The sequence below is a fragment of the Lelliottia jeotgali genome (assembly GCF_977070485.1).
The window spans coordinates 67,677-93,210 of record NZ_CDRVFO010000013.1 but is presented as its reverse complement, the minus strand read 5'-3'; the positions used below and the strand labels follow the sequence as shown (position 1 = coordinate 93,210).

The 25,534-nt window shown below is 56.0% G+C and carries 18 protein-coding genes; 4 read left to right on the top strand and 14 right to left on the bottom strand.

Annotation, left to right across the window (positions count from 1 at the left end):
• Nucleotides 1–332 precede the first annotated feature (332 nt).
• The 14 genes from ACW4TB_RS19315 to ACW4TB_RS19250 form a co-directional block, all read right to left on the bottom strand.
• Nucleotides 333–1,265 carry a GSCFA domain-containing protein gene (locus ACW4TB_RS19315; RefSeq protein ID WP_115272925.1) on the bottom strand — a complete coding sequence of 311 codons (933 nt, stop codon included), beginning with the start codon at nt 1,263–1,265 and terminating at the stop codon, nt 333–335.
• An 88-nt stretch (nt 1,266–1,353) separates the two neighbouring features.
• Nucleotides 1,354–1,902 carry a dTDP-4-dehydrorhamnose 3,5-epimerase gene (gene rfbC / locus ACW4TB_RS19310; RefSeq protein ID WP_279931326.1) on the bottom strand — a complete coding sequence of 183 codons (549 nt, stop codon included), beginning with the start codon at nt 1,900–1,902 and terminating at the stop codon, nt 1,354–1,356.
• Nucleotides 1,902–2,783, bottom strand: coding sequence for a glucose-1-phosphate thymidylyltransferase RfbA (gene rfbA, locus ACW4TB_RS19305; RefSeq protein WP_115272923.1), 882 nt, complete (start codon nt 2,781–2,783; stop codon nt 1,902–1,904). The genes rfbC and rfbA overlap by 1 nt, the downstream gene beginning before the upstream one ends.
• An 11-nt stretch (nt 2,784–2,794) precedes the next feature.
• Nucleotides 2,795–3,697: a dTDP-4-dehydrorhamnose reductase gene (gene rfbD, locus ACW4TB_RS19300; protein ID WP_279931323.1), complete on the bottom strand. Its 903-nt coding sequence runs from the start codon at nt 3,695–3,697 to the stop codon at nt 2,795–2,797.
• On the bottom strand, nt 3,694–4,794 hold the full coding sequence (gene rfbB / locus ACW4TB_RS19295; protein ID WP_279931321.1) for a dTDP-glucose 4,6-dehydratase: 1,101 nt from the start codon (nt 4,792–4,794) through the stop codon (nt 3,694–3,696). Before rfbB ends, rfbD begins: the two co-directional genes overlap by 4 nt.
• Nucleotides 4,795–4,840: 46 nt before the next feature.
• Nucleotides 4,841–6,013, bottom strand: coding sequence for a hypothetical protein (locus ACW4TB_RS19290; RefSeq protein ID WP_279931319.1), 1,173 nt, complete (start codon nt 6,011–6,013; stop codon nt 4,841–4,843).
• 143 nt (nt 6,014–6,156) lie between these two features.
• Entirely contained in the window at nt 6,157–7,275 is a 1,119-nt protein-coding gene (locus ACW4TB_RS19285; protein ID WP_196997650.1) for a polysaccharide pyruvyl transferase family protein, read from the bottom strand.
• Nucleotides 7,276–7,379: 104 nt separating this feature from the next.
• Nucleotides 7,380–8,660, bottom strand: a complete 1,281-nt coding sequence (locus ACW4TB_RS19280) for a glycosyltransferase family 4 protein (protein ID WP_115272919.1) — start codon at nt 8,658–8,660, stop codon at nt 7,380–7,382.
• A 4-nt stretch (nt 8,661–8,664) separates the two neighbouring features.
• Nucleotides 8,665–10,446 (bottom strand): glycosyltransferase, encoded by a 1,782-nt coding sequence (locus ACW4TB_RS19275; RefSeq protein ID WP_279931315.1) that lies wholly within the window; start codon nt 10,444–10,446, stop codon nt 8,665–8,667.
• Between the two features lie 23 nt (nt 10,447–10,469).
• Complete coding sequence (gene galE / locus ACW4TB_RS19270; protein WP_455843052.1) at nt 10,470–11,516, bottom strand: UDP-glucose 4-epimerase GalE; 1,047 nt, start codon at nt 11,514–11,516, stop codon at nt 10,470–10,472.
• 78 nt (nt 11,517–11,594) lie between these two features.
• The gene (locus ACW4TB_RS19265) at nt 11,595–14,012 is read right to left on the bottom strand and encodes a glycosyltransferase family 2 protein (protein ID WP_279931312.1); all 2,418 of its coding nucleotides are present in this window, start codon (nt 14,010–14,012) and stop codon (nt 11,595–11,597) included.
• Nucleotides 14,012–16,570, bottom strand: a complete 2,559-nt coding sequence (locus ACW4TB_RS19260; protein ID WP_279931500.1) for a glycosyltransferase family 2 protein — start codon at nt 16,568–16,570, stop codon at nt 14,012–14,014. Before ACW4TB_RS19260 ends, ACW4TB_RS19265 begins: the two co-directional genes overlap by 1 nt.
• A 145-nt stretch (nt 16,571–16,715) precedes the next feature.
• Nucleotides 16,716–18,161, bottom strand: a complete 1,446-nt coding sequence (locus ACW4TB_RS19255; RefSeq protein WP_279931310.1) for a DUF4214 domain-containing protein — start codon at nt 18,159–18,161, stop codon at nt 16,716–16,718.
• A 17-nt stretch (nt 18,162–18,178) separates the two neighbouring features.
• Nucleotides 18,179–19,066, bottom strand: coding sequence for a hypothetical protein (locus ACW4TB_RS19250; protein ID WP_455843051.1), 888 nt, complete (start codon nt 19,064–19,066; stop codon nt 18,179–18,181).
• A gap of 560 nt (nt 19,067–19,626) precedes the next feature.
• Between ACW4TB_RS19250 and ACW4TB_RS19245 the strand changes: the two genes are divergently transcribed.
• The 4 genes from ACW4TB_RS19245 (at nt 19,627) to gmd (ending at nt 25,529) form a co-directional block, all read left to right on the top strand.
• Nucleotides 19,627–21,438 carry a type I secretion system permease/ATPase gene (locus ACW4TB_RS19245; protein WP_196997657.1) on the top strand — a complete coding sequence of 604 codons (1,812 nt, stop codon included), beginning with the start codon at nt 19,627–19,629 and terminating at the stop codon, nt 21,436–21,438.
• A gap of 12 nt (nt 21,439–21,450) precedes the next feature.
• A complete protein-coding gene (locus tag ACW4TB_RS19240) occupies nt 21,451–22,776 on the top strand; it encodes an HlyD family type I secretion periplasmic adaptor subunit (RefSeq protein WP_455828478.1) in 1,326 nt (441 codons plus the stop codon).
• Nucleotides 22,777–22,811: 35 nt separating this feature from the next.
• A complete protein-coding gene (locus tag ACW4TB_RS19235; protein WP_455843050.1) occupies nt 22,812–24,230 on the top strand; it encodes a TolC family outer membrane protein in 1,419 nt (472 codons plus the stop codon).
• Between the two features lie 267 nt (nt 24,231–24,497).
• On the top strand, nt 24,498–25,529 hold the full coding sequence (gene gmd / locus ACW4TB_RS19230; RefSeq protein WP_196997660.1) for a GDP-mannose 4,6-dehydratase: 1,032 nt from the start codon (nt 24,498–24,500) through the stop codon (nt 25,527–25,529).
• The last annotated feature ends 5 nt before the right edge of the window (nt 25,530–25,534 follow it).

Sequence of the window (25,534 nt, the reverse complement as noted above, 5' to 3'; positions counted from 1 at the left end):
TGATTTAGCTAGCCTGCCCTTTTTTTGGGGGGCATCAGATCAGGCGATGAAAAAAACACTGCAGGCACTTAGCAGTCCCAAAATCTGCAACCGTCAAAAGACCAATAACCCATCCCGGCGATAATTAGCGAAGCGCCTTTGTGGGGTTATTTGCACGGATTAGTGGTGCGGCCGGGTAATGACTCAGTTGTTCTGGCGGCGTTCGATCTCCGCAACACCATAAAACCCAAGGGGTGCACCTCCCAATCGCCCAGCTTCCGAAAAATCCGTGAAGAACCTAATTTCTCGTATAACCACAGCGCAGCGTATGATGTTGAAGTCGTAATGGTGGTTTAGGCAAGATAAATAGATTTGAATTGCCGTATGACGTTGTCAACGGCCTCTGAACGTACATGTATTCCGTCCTCCAAGAAGGTTTTTGAACGTTCAGAGTTCATGATGATTTCGTAGCTGGGGAAATAGTCGACGAAATTGTATTTTTCAGAAAGGGTAGAGGCAATAGCGCGCAGGGTGGACTTTGAAAGCTGGTTGGCTGTAACGATATCTGTGTGTGAAAATGTTGCGCTAAGCGGGACAGGTGATACTGTTAATATAATCTTGCAGTTTGGTGCGAGTGTGTTGATGGAGGTAATGGCGTGGTTGATAAGTTGCAGGGATCTAGTGTAATCGAGAACTTCGAATTCAAACTCTTCTATGATTCTTCGAAGCGATACGTGTGAGGGAGTGCGGTTGATATAGCTCTCTGATGGCGTGTGGTACCAAGACTCATTGTAGCCAAGTGTAATGATAAGTGCGTCTGATTCAGGAAGCTTTTTATACATGCTGATTAGGCTGTCTCTGATGCGCTGGACAGTCTCGATGTCCATAGGCTTAAGTCCAGAAGTCAGCAGGTCAATGGATTTGTCGTCACTACCTACGATGGAGTTATAGGGTTTCTCTGTAGTGGCGAGTTTTATGGTTTCTAAAATTGATCCTGGGGTGTATACGTTTTGATAGCCTGATCGCGCCTCGCCACCTATCTCAAAATAGTCTCCAGGCAGTTTGTCAACAGTGCTGAGTACATTTATGCCTGCAGCGCGTAAGGAGTTTTCGACGTTTCTAGCAAAGCATGAGCCGATAGTGAAGTATTTTCCCGAGCGCGGTAGTGTGAATTTCGGTTTGTGGGCGATCGCTGGGTAGTCTTTACGATCGGCTGTCCATTGCTGCATTAGGCGATGTTGGTTTCTTTTTGCTATTTCGAAGGCTTCTTTTCCACTATATTTCATGGTTCATTCCCTAGATCAGTATTATGAAAGCCGAAAGTTGAATTTGTAGGGTGGCAACGGGGGCGGGCGCTCGCCCCTGGTGATTAAATTAATCAAAGACCTCAGCTTTACTAAGTATCAGTCCTTGCTGATCTTTCAGAGATAACAGCGGCGAACAGTTTGCCGGCCATTCAATTCCGATCTGCTCATCATCCCACGTGATGCAGCGTTCGCTTTGAGCCGAATAAAAATCAGTTGTTTTATAAAGAAACTCGGCAGTCTCGCTCAGTGTTACAAAACCGTGGGCAAACCCTGGCGGAATCCACAGCTGGTTCTTGTTCTCGGCAGAAAGCACCGCACCTACCCACTGGCCAAACGTAGGGGAGGAGCGGCGGATATCCACCGCTACGTCGAACACTTCACCTTGAACAACGCGCACCAGCTTGCCTTGGGCATGTGGCGGCAACTGGTAATGCAGGCCGCGTAGCACGCCTTTTACCGAGCGGGAGTGGTTGTCCTGGACAAAATCTGGCTGCAGGCCGGTGACTTCCTTGAAGACATTGGCGTTGAAGCTCTCGAAGAAAAAGCCACGCTCATCACCGAAGACCTTGGGGGTGAACAGGAAGACGTCCGGAATGGCCAAAGGAATTGCGTGCATCAGAAGACCTTTTCTTTAAGCAGGTTTTGAAGGTACTGACCATAACCGTTTTTGAGCAATGGCTGAGCGAGGCGTTCGAGTTGTTCGGCGTTGATCCAGCCGGCCCGATAGCAAATTTCCTCAGGGCAGGCGACCTTCAGCCCTTGGCGGCGCTCCATGGTTGCGATGTACTGGCTGGCATCGAGTAGGCTGTCGTGGGTGCCGGTATCGAGCCATGCATAGCCGCGTCCCATGATCTCGACCTGCAATTGACCTTGTTGCAGATACAGATTGTTGAGATCGGTGATCTCCAGTTCGCCACGGGCCGACGGTTTCAGCCCGCGTGCCAGATCGACTACCTGGTTGTCGTAGAAGTACAAACCTGTGACCGCGTAGCTCGACTTCGGTACCTTCGGTTTCTCTTCCAGCGAAAGTACCCGCCCGCTGTCATCGAACTCTGCAACGCCGTAACGCTCAGGGTCCTGGACGTGATACGCGAAAACCGATGCCCCCGTTTCACGCTCGCCAGCGCTGAGCAGCAGCGATTGGAAGTCGTGGCCGTAAAAAATGTTGTCGCCCAATACCAGCGCGGATGTGTCGTTGCCGATAAAGCCGGCACCGATGGTAAATGCTTGCGCCAGCCCGTCCGGGCTCGGTTGCACAGCATACGAAAGGTTGAGGCCCCACTGACTGCCATCACCCAGCAACTGCTGGAAGCGTGGCGTGTCCTGCGGTGTAGAGATGATCAGAATGTCGCGGATGCCGGCCAGCAGTAGCGTGCTGAGCGGGTAGTAGATCATCGGTTTGTCATACACCGGCAACAGCTGTTTCGAAACCGACAGTGTGGCGGGGTGCAGGCGTGTGCCCGAACCGCCAGCCAGAATAATTCCCTTACGAGCCATGAGAGTCCCTATTACAGAATTTCGTCCAACATACGTTGCACGCCTTGCTGCCAAAGCGGCATCTTGAGTTTGAAAGTGCTTTGCAGTTTACCCAAATCCAGTCGCGAATTGCGCGGCCGTGGCGCAGGTACTGGGTAAGCCTCAGTGCTGATCGCACCAATCTGCTCGGCAGCCACCTTTAGCGCGATACCTTTTTGGCTCGCATAGGCCAATACAAACTGGGCAAAGCCATGCCAGCTGGTTTCACCCGATGCCGCGAGGTGGTATGTGCCGGCCAGCGAGTCGCTATCCTTTTGGTTCGTGACCTGCCGGATGATATGAGCGGTTACATCAGCAATCAGTTCAGCTCCAGTAGGGGCGCCAAACTGATCGGCTACAACGTTGAGTGCATCGCGCTCCGCGGCCAGGCGCAGCATGGTCTTGGCGAAGTTATGTCCTCGCGCGGCATACACCCAGCTTGTACGCAGTACAACGGCACGCGCGCCGCTCGCTGCAATTGCTCGTTCACCATCAAGCTTGCTGCGACCGTACACAGACAAGGGGCCAGTAGGGGTATCTTCCTGCCACTTCGACTGGCCGCTGCCATCGAACACATAATCGGTAGAGTAGTGAATCAGCCAAGCGCCAAGCGCTGCCGCCTCGCGTGCTAGCACGCCCGGTGCTTCGGCGTTTATGCGAGCTGCCAGTGACTCTTCACTTTCAGCCTTGTCCACCGCTGTGTAGGCCGCTGCATTGACGATCAAATCAGGGGCCAGTTGGCGGACGGAGGCAGCAAGGCCGTCAAGGTCGGCAAGGTCGCCGCACAGGCCTCCGGCGCCCTGACGATCGAGGGCAACCACTTCACCCAGCGGGGCAAGGGCGCGTTGCAGCTCCCAGCCTACCTGGCCATTTTTGCCCAGCAGCAGGATTTTCACGCTTTGTTTGCCCCGTATTGTTGTGCTACCCAGTCGCGATAGCTGCCGTCCATAACACCTTTGACCCACTCCTGATTGGCCAAGTACCAGGCGACTGTTTTACGGATGCCGGTGTCGAAGGTTTCGGCTGGCTTCCAGCCAAGCTCGCGCTCGATTTTGCGGGCGTCAATCGCGTATCGGCGATCGTGCCCCGGGCGGTCGGTGACGTAGGTAATCAGTTCGGCGTAGTTTTCGACAGGTTTACCAGTTTGCTGATTGATGACTTGGCGAGCAGCGGCGGGGGCCATTTCGTCCAGCAGGGCACAAAGCGTTTTGACGATGTCTATGTTGGCTTTTTCGTTCCAGCCACCGATGTTATATGTCTCGCCGAAGCTTCCGGCCTCCAGTACACGTCGGATGCCAGAGCAATGGTCCTCGACATACAGCCAATCGCGGATCTGCTGGCCATCGCCATAAACCGGCAAGGCTTTACCGGCCAAGGCGTTGACGATCATCAGCGGGATCAGCTTTTCCGGGAAGTGGAAGGGACCGTAGTTGTTCGAGCAGTTGGTGGTGAGCACCGGCATGCCGTAGGTGTGGAAATACGAGCGCACCAAGTGGTCGCTGGCGGCTTTACTCGCCGAGTAGGGGCTGTTAGGTGCGTATGGGGTAGTCTCGGTGAATGCGGGGTCTTTTGGCGTCAGGGTACCGTAGACCTCGTCGGTGGAGACGTGCAGGAAGCGGAACGCTTCCTTCTCAGCGCCTTCGAGGCTGTTCCAGTGTGATCGGGCCGCCTCCAGTAGACGGAAGGTTCCAACCACATTGGTTTCGACGAAGGCTTCGGGGCCGGTGATTGAACGGTCTACATGCGACTCGGCGGCAAAATGCACTACCGCTCTGGGACGGTGCTCGGCGAACAACTGGGCTAGCAGCTGTGCATCGCAAATGTTGCCATGGACAAAGTGGTGTTGTTCATTGCCTTCCAGCGCTTGCAGGTTGGCCAGGTTGCCCGCATAGGTAAGCGCATCGAGGTTAAGAACGGATTCTTGGTTTTGAGCACACCATTGCAGAACGAAATTCGAGCCGATGAAGCCGGCCCCGCCTGTCACTAGGATCATGAGATCTCTCGTTTGAAATTTATAGGTTTAGCCTGAATTAGGTGTTTCATTCAGAGTGTATCTTAATCGGTATTCTAACCAAGTCTCTGTCGAGCGTTAAGCGGCATTTAGATTGCAGGTTAAACTTTGTGTAGTAGAGATAAGCGCTATCGCCTACGCTGCCGAAATTCTCGTCTAAGGATGAGCTATCAACCAAAGAAGGGTAAGCTCCAGCTACCTGAGCTCTGCTGCAGTGCAGGGGCCCTTCCAAGGTCACGATTTCTCTTGGTCGACTCCAGTCTTTTAGGTCCTTGGACCACGAGTAGCTAAAGGTGACGTCGGTTCTTCTCTGTAGTGTTTTGATTGATTTAGTCTTTTCGAATGTAGCAATGTAACCTTGGCTTGCCTCATGCCACAGCAGGCTGCGAATCTTGTAGGGGAGGCTGGGCAACGTTTTGCAGGTGGCGCTGCTACCCTTCAATTTCTGAGGTTGATATAGAGAAACGTTGAAATCCCGCCCGTCCCAAGCTCGCCAAGATCTAGCATCGGCTAGGTCGTTTGTCCTGGCTAAACAGTTCCCGTTCTCTTGGCGCTTGTCGGCAGAGGCATAAAACAAAGCGTAAAAATAGTCGTCGACTTTAACTATGTTGGACGTCGTCAGGAAACCAACACTTCCCTCTTGGGTTGGTGAGTACTGCTGTGAGGAATTGGCGACCACATGATCCGGCGGCGTCGCCGTTGTAAAGGTCTTGCCGCCATCAATGGAATGAGCCAGTACAATTGCGCTAAACCAGCAGTCGCTGCTCGGATTTTTCGTCAGCTTACAATTCTTGAACCATTTCCCGTGATAGTCGGAGCTACCTAAACTATAAATATCCTTGCCAGAATTAGTGCTGAAAAATGTCTGTAGCCAGATGCGTGTATTGTAATGCCTGGGGTCGGCACTATTTGCGCCTTGGAATTGCGTGGCGCAGGCAGGTTTAAGATTGTCGAGCGAAGCACCCGTTAAGGGTACGTTTTTGTGGTGAGTTGCATAGAGGTACACTACCCCACCTTTGGAACGAAATGCCCGCGCTGGTGAGTCTGGAATGTTTTCATCGAAACACCTATCATTACGCCAGCTAAAAACTGTTTCCACCTCTTCTGCATTTGCATCAATGCGGAGTGGAATAGAAGCGCTTTGGGTTTGCGCAGATATCAATAGCGCTATCCATAACATTGCTTTTACGGTGTTGAGCATGTCTGATCTTCCTGCTGGTGATGCAGTCCACCCGCGGTCTGACGCTTTCTGCTTCGAAGCATAGTTTTAACTGGTTCAAATGTTAAGGTGGCGCTCGTTATACTTTGCGAAGGTTGAGGCCACCTTGTCGTTTGCCGCCAAAGCTAGCGTATTGCAAGTCCGTTATTTTGGAAGAAGGTTCTATACTGCTCGGCTATCAATTCTCTATTTTGGTCGAAAGCCTTGCCGTCGAACTCAACCAAGTGTGGAAGGTCAGCGATTGTTATACCGTTCTTGACGTCATCGGCCATTACAAAAGGAATTTTACATTTCTCACACAGTTCACGAATGCGAGAGTCATGAGCAATACAGAGGCCTGGTACTCCCGCTTGAATGGCAAGCATTACGCCATGAATGCGAGCGCCTACTACGAAGTCGAAGCGTCTCAAGTACTCCATCCAAGCTGGGATGTTGTAGAAGGAGATAAAATACTTACGGATCCACTGAGTAAATTGTGCGTCGTCCAGATTAAGTTTCAGGTAGGCCTTCAGTTTGCTGATGTAGTCCGGGCTAACTAGTTCAAAGTCATTACGAGACAGGGCGACTGCTTCGTCGGTTGCTTGCACGATATACATGCCGTTCGTGTCTTCCATCATGCGGACTAGTGACGCTTCCAAGACGCTCAGCCCCTTCCAGTTCGGGTGGCCGGCAGCGATCGCGACTTTATTTACCTTCAGCTTGTAGCGCTCTTGTAGTTTTACTCCGTGATCTTTGGATTTATTGATCAACAGCGACGGGCAACCCAGTGAAACTGCCTTGTCTCCAAAGCCATAGTGATCAAGTACCCGAAGGGTGTAATCCCCCCTTACAGTTATATTCGGATGACTCGATGCAGCGCGTGCTACCAGCGCGTCCAGCCATGCGAGGGTACCTTCAGGAAGTTCAGGGATATCATTGTGGCCTACGCCACCTTGTGCGCCCAAGCCAATCGCTAGAAAGTTGGGTTTCAACTGCTTGAATACGTTGGCCAGCCCGCCCATGTTCATGTGCGCTCCCAACTGGTTGGCACAAGGCATGATACCAATATCACCCAGCGAATTTATGAGTTCCGGATTCGAACTCCAAGAGGCTGTGCGAGGTACTGTCCCGATCAATCGGTTGATGGCGTAATGGAAGGCCAAGTTCCCGGTGTTGTGACCTACTAAGTTGTATAGTTCTTTGGTAGCGATGCTATGAGATGCCGCCACAGACTCATTCAGGCCGAAAGTAAAAATGCTTGGCATGCTAATCTCCATTCTGGTGCGTGTAAGGATATAAAGTTAATCCCCGCACGACGCGTGACTTTAGCGAAACGACAAAAGTCGTTTCGCTTTCAGGCTGTAACTTTCTATGCAGAGACCGACTGCTGCTCAAGGGCTGTGCTGTTGTTGGTATTGGCTACGATAGCAAGATGTTCTCTGGCACATTGCGTGTAGCTAATGGGGCTTACAATGCCTTCTTGCAAAATTTCCCACAACCCCTCCGTAGTCGCTGCTTCCAGCAATGTATCGGCGAGGTCTATTGAATTGCGTGCCTCAAAATGCAGTCCATTAATGCCGTGGGTAACCTTCTCGGCCATGCCACCGATGTTCGCACAAATCACCGGCCGCCCGTAGATAAAGGCCTCTTGAATGACCATCGGAGAGTTCTCCCACCAGATTGAGGGAACAAGCACCCAATCGACTTTAGAAAGTCTGCTCTTCAATTGTGAAGCCTGGTACGGGCCGGCCCAACGCACACAACCTTCCGCGATGAGAGGTTGCATCAAGTGGTTAATCTTATTTTGGAACTCTTGGGACTGGTGCTCAAGGTTGGCTCCGTGGAACTCAACCACAATTTTCTTTCTCTGTTTAGGCGTGAGCCTGGTGATAGCCTCAAGCAGCAAATCAGCTCCTTTGAACTCATTGATCTGCCCAAAGAAACCGAACCGGTTTCGAAGCGATGTCGTTGCTCTTGCTGGCAGCGGCTCAGCTTCCTCTTGCCCGTTTTCAATAACGGTAATTTTCTCAGGGGCAATGCCCCAAGCTATATAGCGCTGGCGTAGGAATTCCGAGGGAGAAACAAAGTGGTCAACGAACTCAAAGTGTTCCTTGATGAACATTTCGCGTAGCCAGAACTGTTCTCTACTGAACGCAGGGATGCACCGATGGCAATCATCGAGGGAAGATTCGTAGCAAAGTTTTTTGCTACCGGCTTTTACCATCTGACCCTGCTGGTGGCATATGGCCATATACTCATGGAGCGTGACGATCAATTGCGCATCAGGTAGCTCTTGCTTGATGATCCTGAAGTACTCAAGACCCAAGTGGAAGTAGTGATGAGCGAAAATTTTTGTGGGCTTGAGCGCCGCAATCATTGCACGAAAATTGTGCCAAACCGCATGTGCGTTCGCAGCTTTTATGAGGAAGGAGTTACCCAGAGATTGCTCCCACAGATATTCATCTTCCCGTCGTAGGCTGAAGCTTCCGGTAGGACCGTTGCCACGATCCACCCGCCCTATGAACCAGGCCTTCTCCACGTTACTATCTTTTTTGAATGCCTTGAACAAGTTATAGGCGGCAATTTCTCCCCCGCCTAAATTGAAGTCGGGGTGACCATGTGCTAGCACTAAAATGCGTTCTTTGCTCATTGTGTTACTCCGACTTAAACTTATTCATGATCTGTTCAATTTGTTTGCCCCATTTTTTTGTGTGGCGCCAAGCATTGAACCTGACTACAAGAGTTCTGTAAGAAACATCTCCAAGCAAGGTAAAAGATTGCCGCTCGAGATGGGTGAGTGTTACAGAGGGCACGTAGCCAACTTTTAAGCCCTCCGTATGGACCTTCAGACACAGGTCTGAATCTTCAAAATCGCCAATCAAATACCCTTCGTCAAGCCCTTCAATCTGCTCGTAGGTGCTTCGCTTAATAGCTACACATGCGCCAGTAATTGCGGGTTTTTCAGTAAGCCCCACAGCTTGATCAAGAATTGGGTCAAGGCCTGCCAATGGATGTTTGTTAAGCCAAACGTTCCAGCTTTCCGAAAAAATAAACTGCATCCCACAGTGCTGAATGCTGCCGTCGGGGAACAGGAGCTTGGGACCAATCATTCCGTAATCGGGATTACTATCAAGAATTTGAGTAAGGCTTTCGACCCACCCCGTGTGTCGTGGGAATACATCACTGTTTAAAAGGACCAGGGTATTGCCGAGCGAGTGCTTCACGCCTAGGTTGTTAGCACCAGAGAAGCCTCTGTTGCGATGGCCCCAAACAATACAGAATGGGACCTGGTAGAGCTTGAAGAGAGACTCGGCCTCGTTAACGAAAGCGTTGATCAGCGCAGGGTCATCAATAACATAGACAATTTCAGCTTCTTTTTTGAAAACTGGGTCTTTAGCGAAAGCACTCAATTGATGCTCCACAAAATCCCAGCGGCCGTAAAGCGGGATAATGAGGCTTGTCTTAACGTTTTCGTGCGCCAAACCGCCAAACCGCCAGATGCTTGCTGGCTGGTCGTTGCGCTGGTTCTCAAGGTTTTTCTCGAAAATGAGGGAATTGACAACATCACCCTCCCAGCTGTTCAGGCGGGTGTCGAAGTCTTGTGCCGGTGTTGCCAGTTTGAAAGAAAATTCAGCGTAGCTTACGGGGTCATCTGCAACTACAGTCCAAGGGCTGATGGTCGCCATCGTGAACTGGCCAGCGTGTTCTTCTACAACTGCGATTTGGTCGCCGGGTTCCTGAGGGTAAGGCCAGTCAGTAACGAAACCCGCATAGATCTGAGTGGAGAATTCATTTCGGAATAGTTTTGCGACATCATTACGGTGATACCGCAGGCAGGTTGAAAGGTCTTTTTTATTGCCCTTAGTATCTACTAGCCAGAGTTTAACACCAGGTTTAGCTACGCTCCAACCAGCCAGCGCACCAACTTTACCTGGAATCGCGCCGCAAAGGTCAATGTGTGCTTTAGACTTATTTGACGCTTCTTGTCCGAGGTCGGCGATATTCCACGAGTCGGCAAAACTTTTTCTCAGTGGGAGTTTGTAAACGTAGAGGGTGCCTTCGAGGCTAAACGTCAGATAGACATCTTTTGTAATTAGCTTCGTTAACTCTGCTGTCACAGTATATCCCGAAGCTAAGATGTCTGATTTACTCCCAAATGATGCTGTTACGTCCGGGCGAGAGACTTCGCTGATTTTGCATGGGATAGCTTTGTCGGCAGTGGCCAGGCAGAACTGCAGTCCAGGCTGAGATGCCCACAGGTTCAAGCGAATATTGATACCCGATTGCACGACCTCATCAAGTTTGATGATTAAGCTCTTTGAACCATTTTTACTGGTCAGCGTGACTGGCTGCGTCCTAATATCTTGGAGCACAACAGGTACGCTGGGTAATGCTTTTGACTGCTTAGGCTCAGGGGCCACGGTTTCACTGTTCACTGGTTTTTCCCTAAGGTGAATATTTATAGGATTCTGGCGGCTGGTTTTTGGGGGTAGCCGGCTGGATAATTGGCTTGCCAGCGCCATGTATCGCGGATCATGTCTTCTAGATTTCGCGTGGCCACCCAGTTCAACTCTTTCTTTGCCTTACTCGGGTCGGACCAAGATTCCGCTACGTCACCTGCGCGTCGACCTACAAAACAGTGAGGGATGGTTTTTCCTGTTACTTTCTCAAAGGATTTTATGATCTCGATTACGCTGTAACCCACGCCGGTTCCGAGGTTCCATACGTGAAGACCTTTGTTGAGGCATATGTAGTTCAACGCTTTCAGATGTCCATCTGCGAGGTCAACAACATGGATGTAATCTCTGACTCCTGTGCCGTCTGGTGTGGCATGGTCGTTGCCGAAAACTTTGAGTTCCTTCAGGTTGCCGATGGCTACCTGGCTAATGTAGGGCAGTAAGTTATTTGGAACGCCTTGTGGGTGCTCACCCAACTGACCGCTCTCATGTGCACCGATTGGATTAAAGTAGCGCAGCAATGCAATATTCCAGCGGGTATCTGACTCGCTGAGGTCCTTAAGCATATCCTCGATAATCCGCTTTGTGCGTCCATAGGGATTTGTTGGGCGGGCTAACTTTGTTTTTTCGTTGATAGGCATAGTTGACGGCTCACCATAAACAGTGGCCGAAGAGCTGAATACGAAATTGAAAACATTATGCTTTGCCATGCATTTGAGCAGGTTTAGGGTCCCGCTCACATTGTTTTCGTAGTACTTCAATGGTTCCTTTACACTCTCTCCGACCGCTTTTAAGCCCGCAAAGTGGAATACCGAATCAATGTTGTATTCCTTGAAAATTTGATCGAGAAGAAAACTATCCCGGATGTCGCCTTTCACAAAGTCTGGGCTCTCGCCACAAATCATTTCTACATGATCCAAGGCGGCAGGCAGGCTGTTATCAAGGTTATCAAGTACCACGACCGCGTGCCCGCTTTCCAGAAGCGCTAGCACGGCGTGGGAACCTATGTAACCTGCTCCTCCGGTTACCAAAATTGTTTTTTTCATCATTCAAATCCTTTGGGAAGTGCCCTTGCTCCACATTTGGTCAGGCGCAGCTTTAGATTGTCTCTCGTCAAGAGTGTTTTATTAGGCTTGGCGGTCGGCGATTTCGTTAGTCACTTTAGATTGTACAGTGCACCTGCCTTCCGCCGGGGGCAATGCCAATCCACCGTAAGGGCCGCTGAGATAATCCATGCTCAGGGCTGGGTGATAGTAGCTATCGGATGCCCAGAACCTAAACCATCTTTCAATGAACTGATCCTGTTCCCGTTGTGCTCGTGCGCGTTTTTCTGGCGTTTGATCTTTTCCTCGGCTAGCTGATTCGGCATGAACCAACTGCGCAAATGCGCTCCAGACCATATGCAAGCCTTGCTGTTGAATCCGTAAACAAAGATCTACATCGTTGAAAGCGACAGGAAAAGCGCGCTCGTCCAAGCCACAGACCGAGTCAAACACCGATTTCTTTAGCAAGAGACATGCCGCGGTCACTGCGCTCTGTCTACGTACAATCTGGTTCATCCCCAGATAGCCAGCGTCACGCTGCTCCAGATTATTGCCTGTATGCGCCGCTAGGCCATTTACCCCTACTACTACGCCGCCATGTTGCACCATGCGGTTTGGCCACAACAGCTTCGCACCCACAGCGCCAACCCCTGGGCGGAACAGTTGAGCAAGCATTTCCTTGAGCCAATTGCTGTCAATAACCTCGATGTCATTGTTCACGAGGCCGATCACCTCACCCGTAGCAATGCTCGCCGCACGATTATTGATGGTCGAATAGTTGAACGGGTAGGGGTGTGCCAGTACGGTCACGCCGCGCGCCTTGATATCCTCGAAATAAGACAAGGTATCGGGGTCGCTCGAGTCATTGTCGACAACAATGATTTCCATGTTTGGATAGTCAGTGTCGTTCAACAACCCTTCAACACACGCGCGCAATAGCTTGAACTGGTCGCGGGTGGGTACGATCAAGCTCACCCGCGGCAGTTGCTCTGGTAGTGGCCAATGCGCCCTTAGCAGTGCAGGGTAGTCCTCTACACGGCTCACTGTTGTACCAGGGGCCAATTCTTGGCAGAGCCACTCGATGGCACGCAGTCGTTCGGCTGATGGCTCTGCCTGCTCAGGGCTGGCTGGCGCATTGTTGTTACGGTGGTAAAGCACTCGGGGCAAGTGCACCACACTCGCGTTGTTCTCTTGGGTAGCCAATGCAATTGCTGCAACCAGGTCTTGCCAGCCTACCGCTGATTGTTCGGCGCGCACTGTCAGCAGCTTCAGTGCCTGTTTGATGATGTCTGCGCCGAATACCGCTCCTGGCGTGAAAATATCCGCACCGATGAACAGGTCAATGTCCCACACGGGCTTTAGCCAAGGGAGGCTGCGCTCACCCTGTGGGCCGTCACGGTCGCAGTCTGCAAATGCCCAGGCACTGCCATCGTCCAGCAATGCACAAAGGTGCGCGAGCGCAAACGGGGCCAAGCGATCACCTGCCGCCAAAGGTAGAATGCGATCGCAACCCTCTGCCAACAGTTGCTGCACAGCGGGTGCCAAATCGGTAGGGGAGGCGATGGCGACTTGATGTACGTTTGCACGGTCAGTACCCAGGCTTTCAAGGCTGGCCTTTTCCTGCGCGCAATCCCCTTCGCTGATGATCAGCAAGCCGACCTTGCCTTGCATGGCAGGCTTTTCCAGGCCTTCCAGGCGCTGAAACGCCTCGAACCACTGCGGGTAAAGATGCCACCCTGCACTTTTAGGCAAGCGCATTGACTGCTCTTTGGCCACTTCAGTGAGCAGGGCGATGGTTGCCGGATCCTGCTTCGCATCCAGCTGCCGAATCAAACCCTCTACCCCTTCCGGCCAGCAGCACAGGCGTATTGGACTGCCGGCAAGCGGTTGCCCGCGATCATCGACTACATCCAGCACATGCACCTTGCCATCGGCCAACTCCCACGGTAGGTCAATGGCAAAGCCATGGTCGCTGGTATCGCGATACGCCAGTGCCTGGTTATGCACATTGCAGGTCGCAGTGCAGATGACCTTGTTACCTTCGCGCACAGTCACTTCAACATGACGGCGTGGCGATTGCGGGTCCCATGACCAACCACCGACGCGCAGGCCACCGGTATGCCACACCTGCGAGGTAATGGCCGAAGTTTCCTGGCTGGGCGCGGCGGGCAGGTGTACCTGGCCTTCCAGCTCGAATGCCTGGTTGGCGATACGCGCCGTGATCAGTCGCGCTTCGTCCAGCCAGCTTTTGCGCAACTGAATGGTGAAACCGTGGAACTGGTCACCCAGCGGGGCGAGTGGTTCGTATTGGTCGGCACGCGCCAAGGCGATAGTCGCGCCGTCGATAACCACTTCCACCACCGGGCGCAGCTCCGGCTGGGCGGTATCAATTGCCCAGCCTTGCAGCACATCACCTTGCAGGCCAATGATGGCACCGGTGTAACCGGTAAGTTGGACGGGTTGCTGGCCCGCCTGGGGCTTTTCCAAGAGGTCTTGAGTCATCAGGCTTGGCTCAGTGAAAAGGGTAGGGAAGTGATTGGGCTCGCGCCGGCCTCGGCGGCCAGCGGGCTAAGGCTCGCAAACAGCGGGGCGGCCAGTTCGTCGGCCAGCAGCGCTGCCTGCCAGTCGGCACCTGGGGCGTCATCCAGGCTCAGCACGCCGGCGCAGCCCGCTGCGCGGCCGCGTTCTGCCAGGCTGAAGCCCTCCAGCGACGGCAAGCGGTGCACTGTGCCTGTGGCCTGGAGTGCCTTCAGCCAGGGGCTGTCGTTTTTGGCCAGTAACACCAGTGGCAACTGTTCGCGGATGATCTGCCGGGCCAGGGCCAGCCAGCGTTGGGCAATGGCCGGGTTGCTGAGGCTATCGCCAATCAGCAGCACGCGTGGCGTATCTGCCGCAATCGGTTGGCGTTCGGTTGGGGCTGGCGATACGAGGTTCGCCTTGGGTAGGGCCTTGGCGTAGTCGCGGTGCAAGGCTTGCCATGGCAGCTGCACGTTTGCGGCTTTGTGTGCGAAATGCTGCCAATCGAAGGCTTCATCCTGGCTCAGCAGCCGGCTGTCGCGGCAGATGATGCTGTAGGGCATGCCCAGAATGGCAGGCAGCTCACATAGGGTGGCAGGGCAGCGCGCCAGTTGCTGGTAAGCGATACCGTTCAGCGGCAGCAGGCGCAGCGCCTCGACCAGCTGGGGGTATTCGCCGGGCAGTTCGAAGTCCAGGCTCAAGGGCAGTGGCTGCAGCGGGGCTTGCAGGGTCGCCCAGGTGCGATGGTGCTCATGGCGCCAGGCGAGGTTGAATGCCGCGTCGCTGTGTGAGCCGTTGTGGATGTGCAGCGTTTGGCCGGGCCCTGATGTTGTGCATTGCTTGAGGGGGGATGGGGCGGCTGAGGGCCTCATCGCCGGCAAGCCGGCTCCTACAGAGGGCTCGCGGGTTTGGGTTGGCCAGTGGGCTTGGCGGGCATCGGGGGTTAGGCTGGCCAGCTTGGCTAGGCGCGCTTTTTGTAGTGCTTGGCGGGCCGATTTGATCGGGTCACGCAGGCAGAAGGTGTTGTAGCGGGCGGAGGCGTCTGGGTAGCGTTTGCGCAGAATGGCGTTGTTGTGGGCCACGCGCAGGGCCTTTTCGGCGCCGAACGAGATGCCGCCCTGGTGCGCCACGAACACATTGGGCGCGCCCATGTGCCGCCAGCCGTGCTCGCGGGCGCGCAGGCACCAGTCGGTTTCTTCGCCGTAGCCGCGCGCAAGATGCACTTCGTCCAGGTAGCCTACCTGGTCCAGTGCCTCGCGCTTGATGTACAGGCAAAAGCCACAGCCCGTCTCGATTTCGATTGGCGGGCTGTCTGTTTGGCGGGCCAGGTCATCCAGTTCGGCTTGCGCCTTGGCGCTGGGCATGGCGTGGCTCACCCGGCTTTGCGGGAAGCTCATCAACTCGCCATTGTTGGTGAACGGTGTCACCGAGGCAATGCTGGCATCGCTGTAGGCCACCTGGCGCAGGCGGTCGAGCCATGCCCCATGCACGCGGGTATCGGCGTTCAGCCACACCACGTCCTTGTTCGGGCTCAGGGCCATGGCGCGGTTCATGCTGCGGATAAACCCCAGGTTCACGGCATTGTGCACCAGGGTGATTTTGCCTTTGGCGGCCAGCACTTTCAGTGCTTTGGCCAGGGCGGGAACGGGCGTGTGGTCTTCGATCACCACCAGCCGGTGCGCGGTGCGGTTGAGCTTGCGCGCATCCAGTGCGCTGTTGATGCATTCCAGGGTTTCGTTGAGGCCGTCATACACGGGGATCAGCACGTCGACCGGCTGTTGTTCGCCGCCGCCGTTCACGCTGGCGGGCGGCACGAATGCCGGCATCGCGAAGACGGGGCTGCCAAGCAGGGCAGTGCCGTTGGCGAAGCGCAGGTGTACTGCCGCAGTCGGGTTTGGCACGCTCACTCGCAAGCCGCCGTGGGTGGCAGGCAGCCCAGCGGCGCTCAGCAACGGGTGCTGGGCTGTGGCCTGGGTGTCGAACTGCTTGCCGTTGGCTTCGATTTTCAGCGCTACCGGTGCCTGCAGGTTGGTCAGGTCTATGGCCCAACCTTGTATCTCCCGCTGCTCGGGCAGGTAACGCACCACGCCGACTGTGCCGGGCGCATCAGGTTGCGCGGCCAGCAGCCTAAGCACCTGTGCCAGTTCCTTGCCGGTGTGAATGTCAGGCAGGTGGGCAAGCACCATGCGGCGCAGTTCGGCGGGGGTTTCCGATTGGCTGCGTGCTTGCCACAGCGTCATGCGCAGGGCGAGGTCGTTGGGCTGGGTTTTCCACGCCGTGGTCAGGTAGCGCGTGGCGAGTTGGAAGTGGTTTTGCGCCAGCAGGCTGCGGCCGATCAGGGCGTGGATGTCGGCCCGGTCGGGTAGCGCCTTGGCGGCATTGGCAAAAAATAAAAAGGCCAGCTCAGGCGTTTGCGGCAATGCCGCGATGCCTTTCCACACCAGCGCTTCCGGCCGGTACTCGGCGGTTTGCATGGCACGCTCGAGTGCAGCAGCCGCTAGGCCCTGCTCGTTGGCTTGGCGATGGCGGTGGAACATGTCCATGAGCGTTTCTCGCCCATGGTCGAGGTGTCTGGACATAAGCTTGGCTTGGCTACAAAAAATAAAAAGAGGGGCGACCCTAAAGTCGCCCCCTTTTGCATGCACCCCGCCTTGCGGCGGAGTGTATGCCTGGCTACAGCAGGGCTAGTTACACCTGGCCGTGCAGTACAACGACGTTGTCGTTGTTTGCAACAGCTTCGGCGGAACCAACGATGCCGATGGCAACGTCTGCTTGCGAAGCGCCAGCTTCCAGCTGTGCAGCCCAGTGCGCTTTACCAGCGTCATCAGCAGTACGGTCCAGAGCGGACTGGTACAGCGAATCGATGAAGTCGGCGTTGGCTTTCGAGGCAGCTTCAGCAGAACCTACGATCGACTGAGCGATCTCGGCACGGCTTGCGCCGTTGAACAGCTGGGATACCCAGTTCTGCAGGCCAGCTTCGTCGGCTTCGCGGCCCAGAGCAGCTTCGTACAGGTTTTCAACGAAGGTGCCGTTGGACTCGTCCAGTGCCTGCGCTTCGGCCGAAACCGAGATGGCAGCAGCGACGTCAGCCAGGGAGCCGCCGTTGGCCAGCAGCGAAGTCCAGGCATCAGCACCGGCGTCGTCGGCAGTACGGCCCAGCAGGGCTTGGTACAGGTCGTTGACGTCAGCAGCGTTGTTCACGCCAGCGAACTCCGAAGAGCTCAGGAAGGCGTTGGCAACGTCGGTCAGCGAACCACCGTTGTTGACGAAGCCGGTGAAGAACTTGGCGCCTTCAACGTCTGCGTCGCGGTCCAGGATGCCTTGGTACAGGCGCAGGGCAGCAGCTTCTGCGTCGTTGTGGGCCAGGGCTACGGTTTCAACGGTTTCACCGTCGACGAAGGTCAGGATTTCAGCGTTGCTGATGGCGGCAGTCTGGTTGCCGGTCAGGTTCACGTTGAAGTTGTTGCCGGTGGCGAAGCTGTAGTCGTCACGCGAGCCGTCCAGCTGGACAACGTCGTAGCCTTCGCCGGTGTTGACGATGTCAGCGTGGTTGCTGCCGCTCAGTACAACGGTGTCGTTGCCCGAACCAGTCTTCACGTTGTTGTTGCCAGCGCCAGCGATGACGGTGTTGTTGCCGTTGCCGGTAACGATGGTGTCGTTGCCGTCACCTGCATCGATGAAGGTGTTCTGGTCGCCGTTGACGGTGATCACGTCATCGCCGTTGCCGGTGGTCAGTACCAGTTCGATTTGCTCGTCGGCAGCAGCGGTAACAGCTACGTCAGCAGCCAGGGCAGCTACCTGAGCTTCTGGCAGAGCAGCTGCTTGGCCTTGCAGGTCGACAACCAGGTTGGCATCGCTTTGCAGGATGTATGCACGAGCGCCAGCGGCTTCGGCAGCGGACAGGTCAACAACGACCTGGTCGTTTTCTTCGCCTTCTACGACGCCGCTAACGACATCGACTGCGCCTTCGGTTGGCAGCACTACGGTGCTACCAACGATGCCGGCAACGCCTACGGTCTCAACGGTGTCCAGGCCCAGCAGGGTGCTGATGGCCTCAACGGTGGTGTCCGAGATGTTAGCGGCGGTCAGTGTTTCTTGCAGGTCGGCGCTTGCTACGGGGCTATCGTATTGCATGGTGTATTCCTGTTACTTCAAGCCAGTTGGCTTGTTGCACTGAGTTTCTGCGGTTGCGCAGAGTTTTCCCACGGAGACTTAGAGCGGGCAGCGTTCATCTTCGTAACGGGAGTAACGGCGATATGCAGCGCCACCAACGGCTCGTTGCCGGTGGGGCCATGCATCATCTGATTGGCGAGCAGGCGCTGTGGCTCGGCATTGCCGAACACGATATGGCCTGTCAATTCGTAGTGTTTACGCAGTGGCCCGACTAGGCTGAAGCCTGCACAGATCAGCGGCAGGCCTTCGCCTCGCACGCCAACGAAGGTGCCGGTGGACACATTGCGGCTGGGGCCGGAGCCGGCCACCATGCAGGTGTATAGCAGGTCGACGCCATCCGGCTTGTTCGGCCAGTTGATGGCGAAGCTCTCGATGAATTCGTCGCTACCGGGCGTGCCGATGCGGCCTTCGCTGGAAACCACTTCGCCTGTGTGTTGCAGGTGCGCGGTGAGCTCGAAAGCGGTGGGGCCAGCGGTTGCGGTAAGGGTTGGGGCAGGCTCGCTGCTGGCCACCACGGCAAAAGTGCGCATGATGGCGGGCGAGGTGTCGATGCGGTCGATGCGCAGGTCGACTGGGTCGATCACGTCGTCGAACATGTGGTATTCGGTGATCAGTACGGTGGTCACGCCACCCTTGACCCGGGCCACAATGGTGTCGCCCAGTTTGGTCAGCATGTTCTTGCTGACCCCCTCGGCGGGGAAGAAATCGATCGAGCCTTTGCCTAACGGCGCTTGTTGAAGCGCGATGCACACAGGTTTGTCGGCCGGCGGCTGCGAGGCATAACGGAAGATGTACATGCCCGGTTCCAGCAATGTCACGCGGGAACTGATCTTCAAGCCATCGAGGGGCTGGGAAGGCATAGACATGGCGTTGTTAAGCTCCTTTTAAACGAAACACCGGTAGCTAACTTGCTCAAACCCGTGCGTACAGCTAAAGCGGCCGGTAAAGGCTCCTTGCGAGGGGCGAAGATGAAGGGATGTGAAATTGTTGTCAACTCACAAAGCTAAAAAAAATTTCATCGAAAAACTGAACTAAATCCTCGGGTTAAGGATCGCAGGCGGCGTATGGTAAGGAATCGGGCGAGTGACGGGGAGCCTGTAATTCTGATTTTTTCCCTGTAAAAACAGGAATTTATCTTACCCATTCGTCGGTTCGTCAATTTATTATCGGTCAGAACTTAGGTGTGGCAGGCTGTCGCAGCGCCGAGGGGCCGTTGGTCGGCTTCATGATTAATGGTGGCCATCTGCTGCGTAAGTAAACGATCGTGCAACCTTTTATGCCGGTTTATTGACGAGTGTCATCGTTTTTTCATAAATAATACTGTTCATCGGCTGTGCATGCGCCGCGCTTTCAGATAAGGCAGGCTGCGTTCATCTCGGTGGGTGTTACACTGCCGGCCGCTTTTGTCTTTCTCAGTATGGATACCATGAGTTCACAATCCGAAAATAACCTGCAAACCGCACTCAAAGCCTGTAAAAGCAGCTTCCTTTCGGTCGGTTTCTTCAGCTTCTTCGTCAATGCGCTGATGCTGGTGCCCACCTTCTTCATGATCCAGGTGTCCGGGCGCGTCGTACCTTCCAGTAGCACCTCAACGTTGCTGATGCTAACTCTCATTCTTACTGTTTTGGTCGCCACCATGGGTGCGCTGGAATGGGTGCGCTCGCGCATCATGGTGCGTATCAGCAACCGCCTGGATGTGATGCTCAGCCGCGATGTATATCGGGCCAGCTTCAAGCGCGCACTGAGCAGTGGTGGTTCGGACGCCACGGCGCAGTCGCTGAACGATTTGACCGCATTGCGTCAGTTTTTCACTGGCTCGGGGCTTTTTGCGTTTTTCGATGCTCCATGGTTTCCCATTTATACGGTGGTAATGTTCCTGTTCCATCCTTGGTTCGGTTGGATGACGCTTGGGTGCGGTGCAGCGCTCGCGGTCTTGGCGGTGGTCAACCACCGAGTGACCGGTAAGGCGTTGGCCAGTGCCAACAAAGAGAACGTCGCCTCTAACGTCATCACCACCAAAACCCTGCGCAATGCCGAAGTCATCGAGTCGATGGGCATGCTGGAAACCCTGATGAATCGCTGGGCCAAGCGTCAGCGCAACATCATGCTGCTGCAGTCCGAGGCAAGCGATAAGGGCGGGGTGGTCAGCTCGATTTCCAAAACGTTCCGCACCTGGTCCCAGTCGATCATGCTGGCCATCGGCGCTTATCTGGTGATTACTCACGAAATCAACCCAGGCCTGCTGATGGCCGGTTCCTTGCTGCTGGGCCGAGCGCTGTCGCCCATCGACCAGATGATCGGTAGCTGGAAAGGTTTCGTCGCCGCCAAGGTTCAGTACGACCGCCTGAGCAAGGTGATGGACGACCTCAACAAAGAGCCGGAGCGCATGCCGCTGCCTGCCCCGGAAGGCCACATCCAGGTGGAAAACCTGATTGTCGCGCCCCCTGGCGCCAAGGCCCCGGTACTGCGCAGCATCAGCTTCGTGGCGCCAGCCGGCTCCGTCGTCGGCATCGTTGGCCCGAGCGCTGCGGGCAAGTCCACCCTGGTGCGCGCCCTGATGGGCATCTGGCCACCCCAGCACGGCGTGGTGCGCCTGGATGGCGCCGACATCTCGACCTGGGACAAGCAGGCCCTTGGCCCGTACGTCGGCTACCTGCCGCAGGACATCGAGCTGTTCGAAGGCAGCATCAGCGAAAACATCGCCCGCTTCGACAAGGTCGACCCGCAGAAGGTGGTGCAGGCTGCGCAGATGGCCGGTGTGCACGAAATGATCCTGATGCTCCCGGACGGCTACGACACCGTGATTGGCAAGGACGGCGTCAACCTTTCAGGCGGCCAGCGCCAGCGCATCGGCCTTGCCCGTGCCGTTTATGGCAACCCGCGCCTGATCGTGCTCGATGAGCCCAACTCCAACCTGGACGATGTGGGCGAGCGCGCACTGGGCGTAGCCCTGCAAAAGCTCAAGGAAACCGGCGCCACGGTGTTCATCGTGTCGCACCGCCCCAACATCCTCACGCGCCTGGACCGCGTCCTGGTCATGGCTGGCGGCACCATCTCGATGTATGGCGAGCGTGATCGCGTCATCGCCGAGCTGGCCGCGCAGCAGGCCAAGGGCCAGCAGCGCGTCGCCCAACCGGCCGCGCCGCAACCTCCGGCCGTCGCGCCCACCGCACCTCGCCCGGCTCCCCCTGCGGCACCTGCCGCTGCGCCTGTTACCACGACCAGCACTGGCGCATAAAAGGATTTTTTGATGAGCAGCAAAGCAATCAGCACGTTCGACCACAATTTCGATGACATGCCCACCTCCGATCGCTGTATTCGCCGCATCGGCCTGACCATCGTTTTCGTTACCTTCGGCATTTTTGGCACCTGGGCTGCCGTTGCCCCGTTGAGCAATGCCGTACACGGCTCCGGCGTTGTCACTGTGCAGAACTACCGCAAAACCGTGCAGCACCTGGAAGGCGGTATCGTCAAGGAGCTGCTGGCCCGTGACGGTGACATGGTCAAGCAGGGTGACCCGCTGATCGTGCTGGATGAGGCGCAATTGAGTGCAGAGTACGAATCCACTCGTAACCAGCTGATCGTGGCCCGTTACAAAGAAGCACGCCTGCGCGCCGAGCGCGATGGGTTGCAGGCTATCCCGCCTGTAACCATGGACGGCACCGATTCGGACCGGGCCATGGAAGCCCTGGCTGGTGAGCAGCAGGTATTCAAGGCGCGGCACGATTCTTTGCAAGGCGAGATCTCGGTCAACCGCGAGCGCATCGAGCAGATGAAGCAGCAGATCGCTGGCCTCAACGACATGATCCGTACCAAGCGCAACCTGGAAAAGTCCTACACCGGTGAAATCAGGCAGCTCAAAGAGCTGTTGGCCGAAGGCTTCGTCGACAACCAGCGCCTGCTTGAGCAGGAGCGCAAACTCGACATGCTCAAGACCGAAGTGGCCGACCATGAGTCGACCATCACCAAGACCAAGCTGCAGATCGGCGAAACCGAGCTGCAGATCGTGCAGTTGAAGAAGAAATTCGATTCGGATGTGGCCAACGAGCTTTCTGACGTGCAGGCCCAGGTGTTCGACCTGCAGGAAAAAGAAGCTGCGCTGCGTGACCGCCTGTCGCGGGTGGTGATTCGCGCGCCCGAAAGCGGCATGGTGCTGGACATGAAGGTGCACACCATCGGCGGTGTGGTCAGTGCGGCTACGCCACTGCTCGATATCGTTCCGGCCTCTTCGGAGCTGGTGATCGAAGCCAAGGTTGCGACCAAAGACATCGACCGCCTCGAACTGGGCAAAACGGCGGATATCCGTTTCAGTGCCTTCAACCAGGCAACCACCCCGGTTATCGAAGGCACGTTGACCCGCATCTCGGCAGACAGCCTCACCGAGGAGCGTACTGGCGATCAGTACTACCTGGTCCGGGTTAAAGTCAGTGAAGACGGCATGAAAAAACTCGGCAACCGCAAGCTGCAACCTGGCATGCCAGCCGAGGTCCTGATCAACGCAGGTGACCGCACGATGCTGCAGTACCTGCTGAAACCGGCGCGCAACATGTTCGCTGAATCGCTGATCGAGGAATGATTGTGCTGCGTTTGCTACCTGGTGTTTTGATTTGCATGACCGCCTGGCAGGCGATGGCGGTGGAGTCCCAGGGCGAAATGCCAAAAGGTGTTGCCGCATCGACCTACGCCCTGGACCTCGCAGGGCTCTACCGCGAAGCCCGCCTGGAAGACCCCCGCGTGCTGGCCGCCTACGCCCGGGCGCGTTCGGCGGCCGAGCAGCAGCGTGAAGCCCTGGGTGGTTTGCTGCCGCAGGTGTCGGCCAACGCCAACTCCAGCCGCGTGTTGCGCAAGAATGAACTGTCGCGCGACATCTATAACAACGAAAGCTACTCGCTCAGCCTGACCCAGTACCTGTACAACAAGCCGGCCTGGGAGCGTTACCAGAAGTCCAAGAGCGTCAAGGCCCAGAAAGGCCAGCAGGCCGAGGATACCTTGGCCGAAGCGACCGTCGACCTGGCCAAGCGCTACTTCGTTGCCTTGGCGGCAGACGATGAGCTGGCGCTGGTGCAGGCCGAGCGCCGCGCCACGCAAAAGAACCTCGACCGCGTCAGCATGATGTTCGACCGGCAGATGGCCAAGATCACCGACAAGCTCGACATGCAGGCGCGTGTCGACTCGCTGGCGGCGCAAGAGGTCGACGCACGCAACCAGGTGCAGGTCAGTCGTGAGGCACTGGCCGAAATTGTCGGGCGGCCGATCAACGAGCCGCTGAGTCGGGTGCGTAATGATGTGGCACTGCAGGCGCCGACGCGCCCGCTGCAAAGCTGGATTACCCAGGCGGTTGAAACCAACCCGATGCTCAAGGCTTCGCAAAGCGGCGCCGAGGCGGCCAATGCTGCTGTGCGCGAGGGCAAGGGCGAGCATTATCCTCAGCTGTCCCTGAGCTTGAGTGCACAGCAGAGTGACCAGGGTTACGACAACACCCAGGCGCCGCGCAGCGACAGTTATGTGGCCACGTTCGGGGTGAAAATCCCGATCTATAGCGGCGGTTCCACCTCTGCCCGGGTGCGTGGGCTGTATGACGAGCAACTGGCGGCCGAAGAGCAGATGGAAGGTGTGCGCCGCCAAGTGGTTAAAGAAACCACCACGGCGTACCTCACTGCCCAGTCCAGTGTCGAGAAGATCCGCGCCAACCGTAATGCCTTGTCCTCGGCGCAGAAGTCCAGCGTTGCCGCGCAAAAGGCGTTCACCTACGGCGTGGTCAACGCCGTGGATGTGCTGACGGCCGTACAGAACGAGTTCAAGGCGCGGCGTGATCTGTTGAGGTCGCAATACGATTTCATCACCAACCTGTTCCTGCTCAATCGCTGGGCAGGGGAGTTGAACCAGGAAAGCGTGGACAACGTGAATGTGTGGTTGAGCCCGGTGCCCGAGACCAGCCTGCCTGGTGGCGATGTGGCGCGTGTTGATGGCGCAGCTGCTGCGCGGTCCGTGGCTGGTAAGGCGGTGGATGGTGATACTGCGCTGAATTGAGCGGTGGAGGGGGCCAGCGCCGCCCGCGCGGCGCTCGCTCTCACAGGCCCTGCAAAATCCCTCGCCAGGCACCTGCGCCCACCAACCACGCCTACCGCCGAGGCAAAAACTACCCGCTACCCAACACAAGCTTTTTCTGAGTCGAGCACTTCGCCCAACAGATGTATACTCCGTCATCGAACCTTAACGTGCGCGCGGCAGGAACAGCCCGCGCCGGTCTAATAATCACACATGCCCGCACGGCACTATCGGAGTTGGTTAAGTCGCATGAAAGCAATCGTCACTGGGATCACTGGTCAAGACGGCGCCTACCTGGCGGAACTGCTGCTGGAAAAGGGCTACACGGTCTACGGCACCTACCGTCGCACCAGCTCGGTCAATTTCTGGCGCATTGAGGAACTGGGGATCCACACCAACCCCAACCTGCACCTGGTCGAGTACGACCTCACCGACCTGTCGGCCAGCATCCGCCTGCTGCAAACCACCGAAGCCACCGAGGTGTACAACCTCGCTGCGCAAAGCTTCGTTGGCGTGTCGTTCGAACAGCCGCTGACCACCGCCGAAATCACCGGCCTGGGCGCGGTCAACCTGCTCGAAGCCATCCGCATCGTCAACCCGAAAGTGCGCTTCTACCAGGCCTCCACCTCCGAAATGTTCGGCAAGGTGCAGGAAATCCCGCAGGTAGAAACCACCCCGTTCTACCCGCGCAGCCCTTACGGCGTGGCCAAGCTGTACGCTCACTGGATGACCATCAACTACCGTGAGTCGTACAACATCTTCGCCACCAGCGGCATCCTGTTCAACCACGAGTCGCCCCTGCGCGGCCGTGAGTTCGTGACCCGCAAGATCACCGACTCGGTAGCCAAGATCAAACTCGGCCTGCTCGACAAGCTGGAACTGGGCAACCTCGACGCCAAGCGCGACTGGGGCTTTGCCAAGGAATACGTCGAAGGCATGTGGCGCATGCTGCAGGTTGACGAGCCAGACACCTTCGTACTGGCCACCAACCGTACCGAAACCGTTCGTGACTTCGTTACCATGGCCTTCAAGGCCGCCGGCATCGAAATCAACTGGAGCGGCAAGGACGAGGCAGAGCAGGGTACCTGCGCCGCTTCCGGCAAGGTGCTGGTCGTGATCAACCCGAAATTCTACCGCCCTGCCGAAGTGGAGCTGCTGATCGGCAACCCGGCCAAGGCCAAGGAAGTACTGGGTTGGGAGCCAAAAACCAGCCTGGAAGAGCTGTGCCGCATGATGGTCGAAGCCGACCTGCGTCGTAACGAAAAAGGGTTCTCGTTCTGATGCAA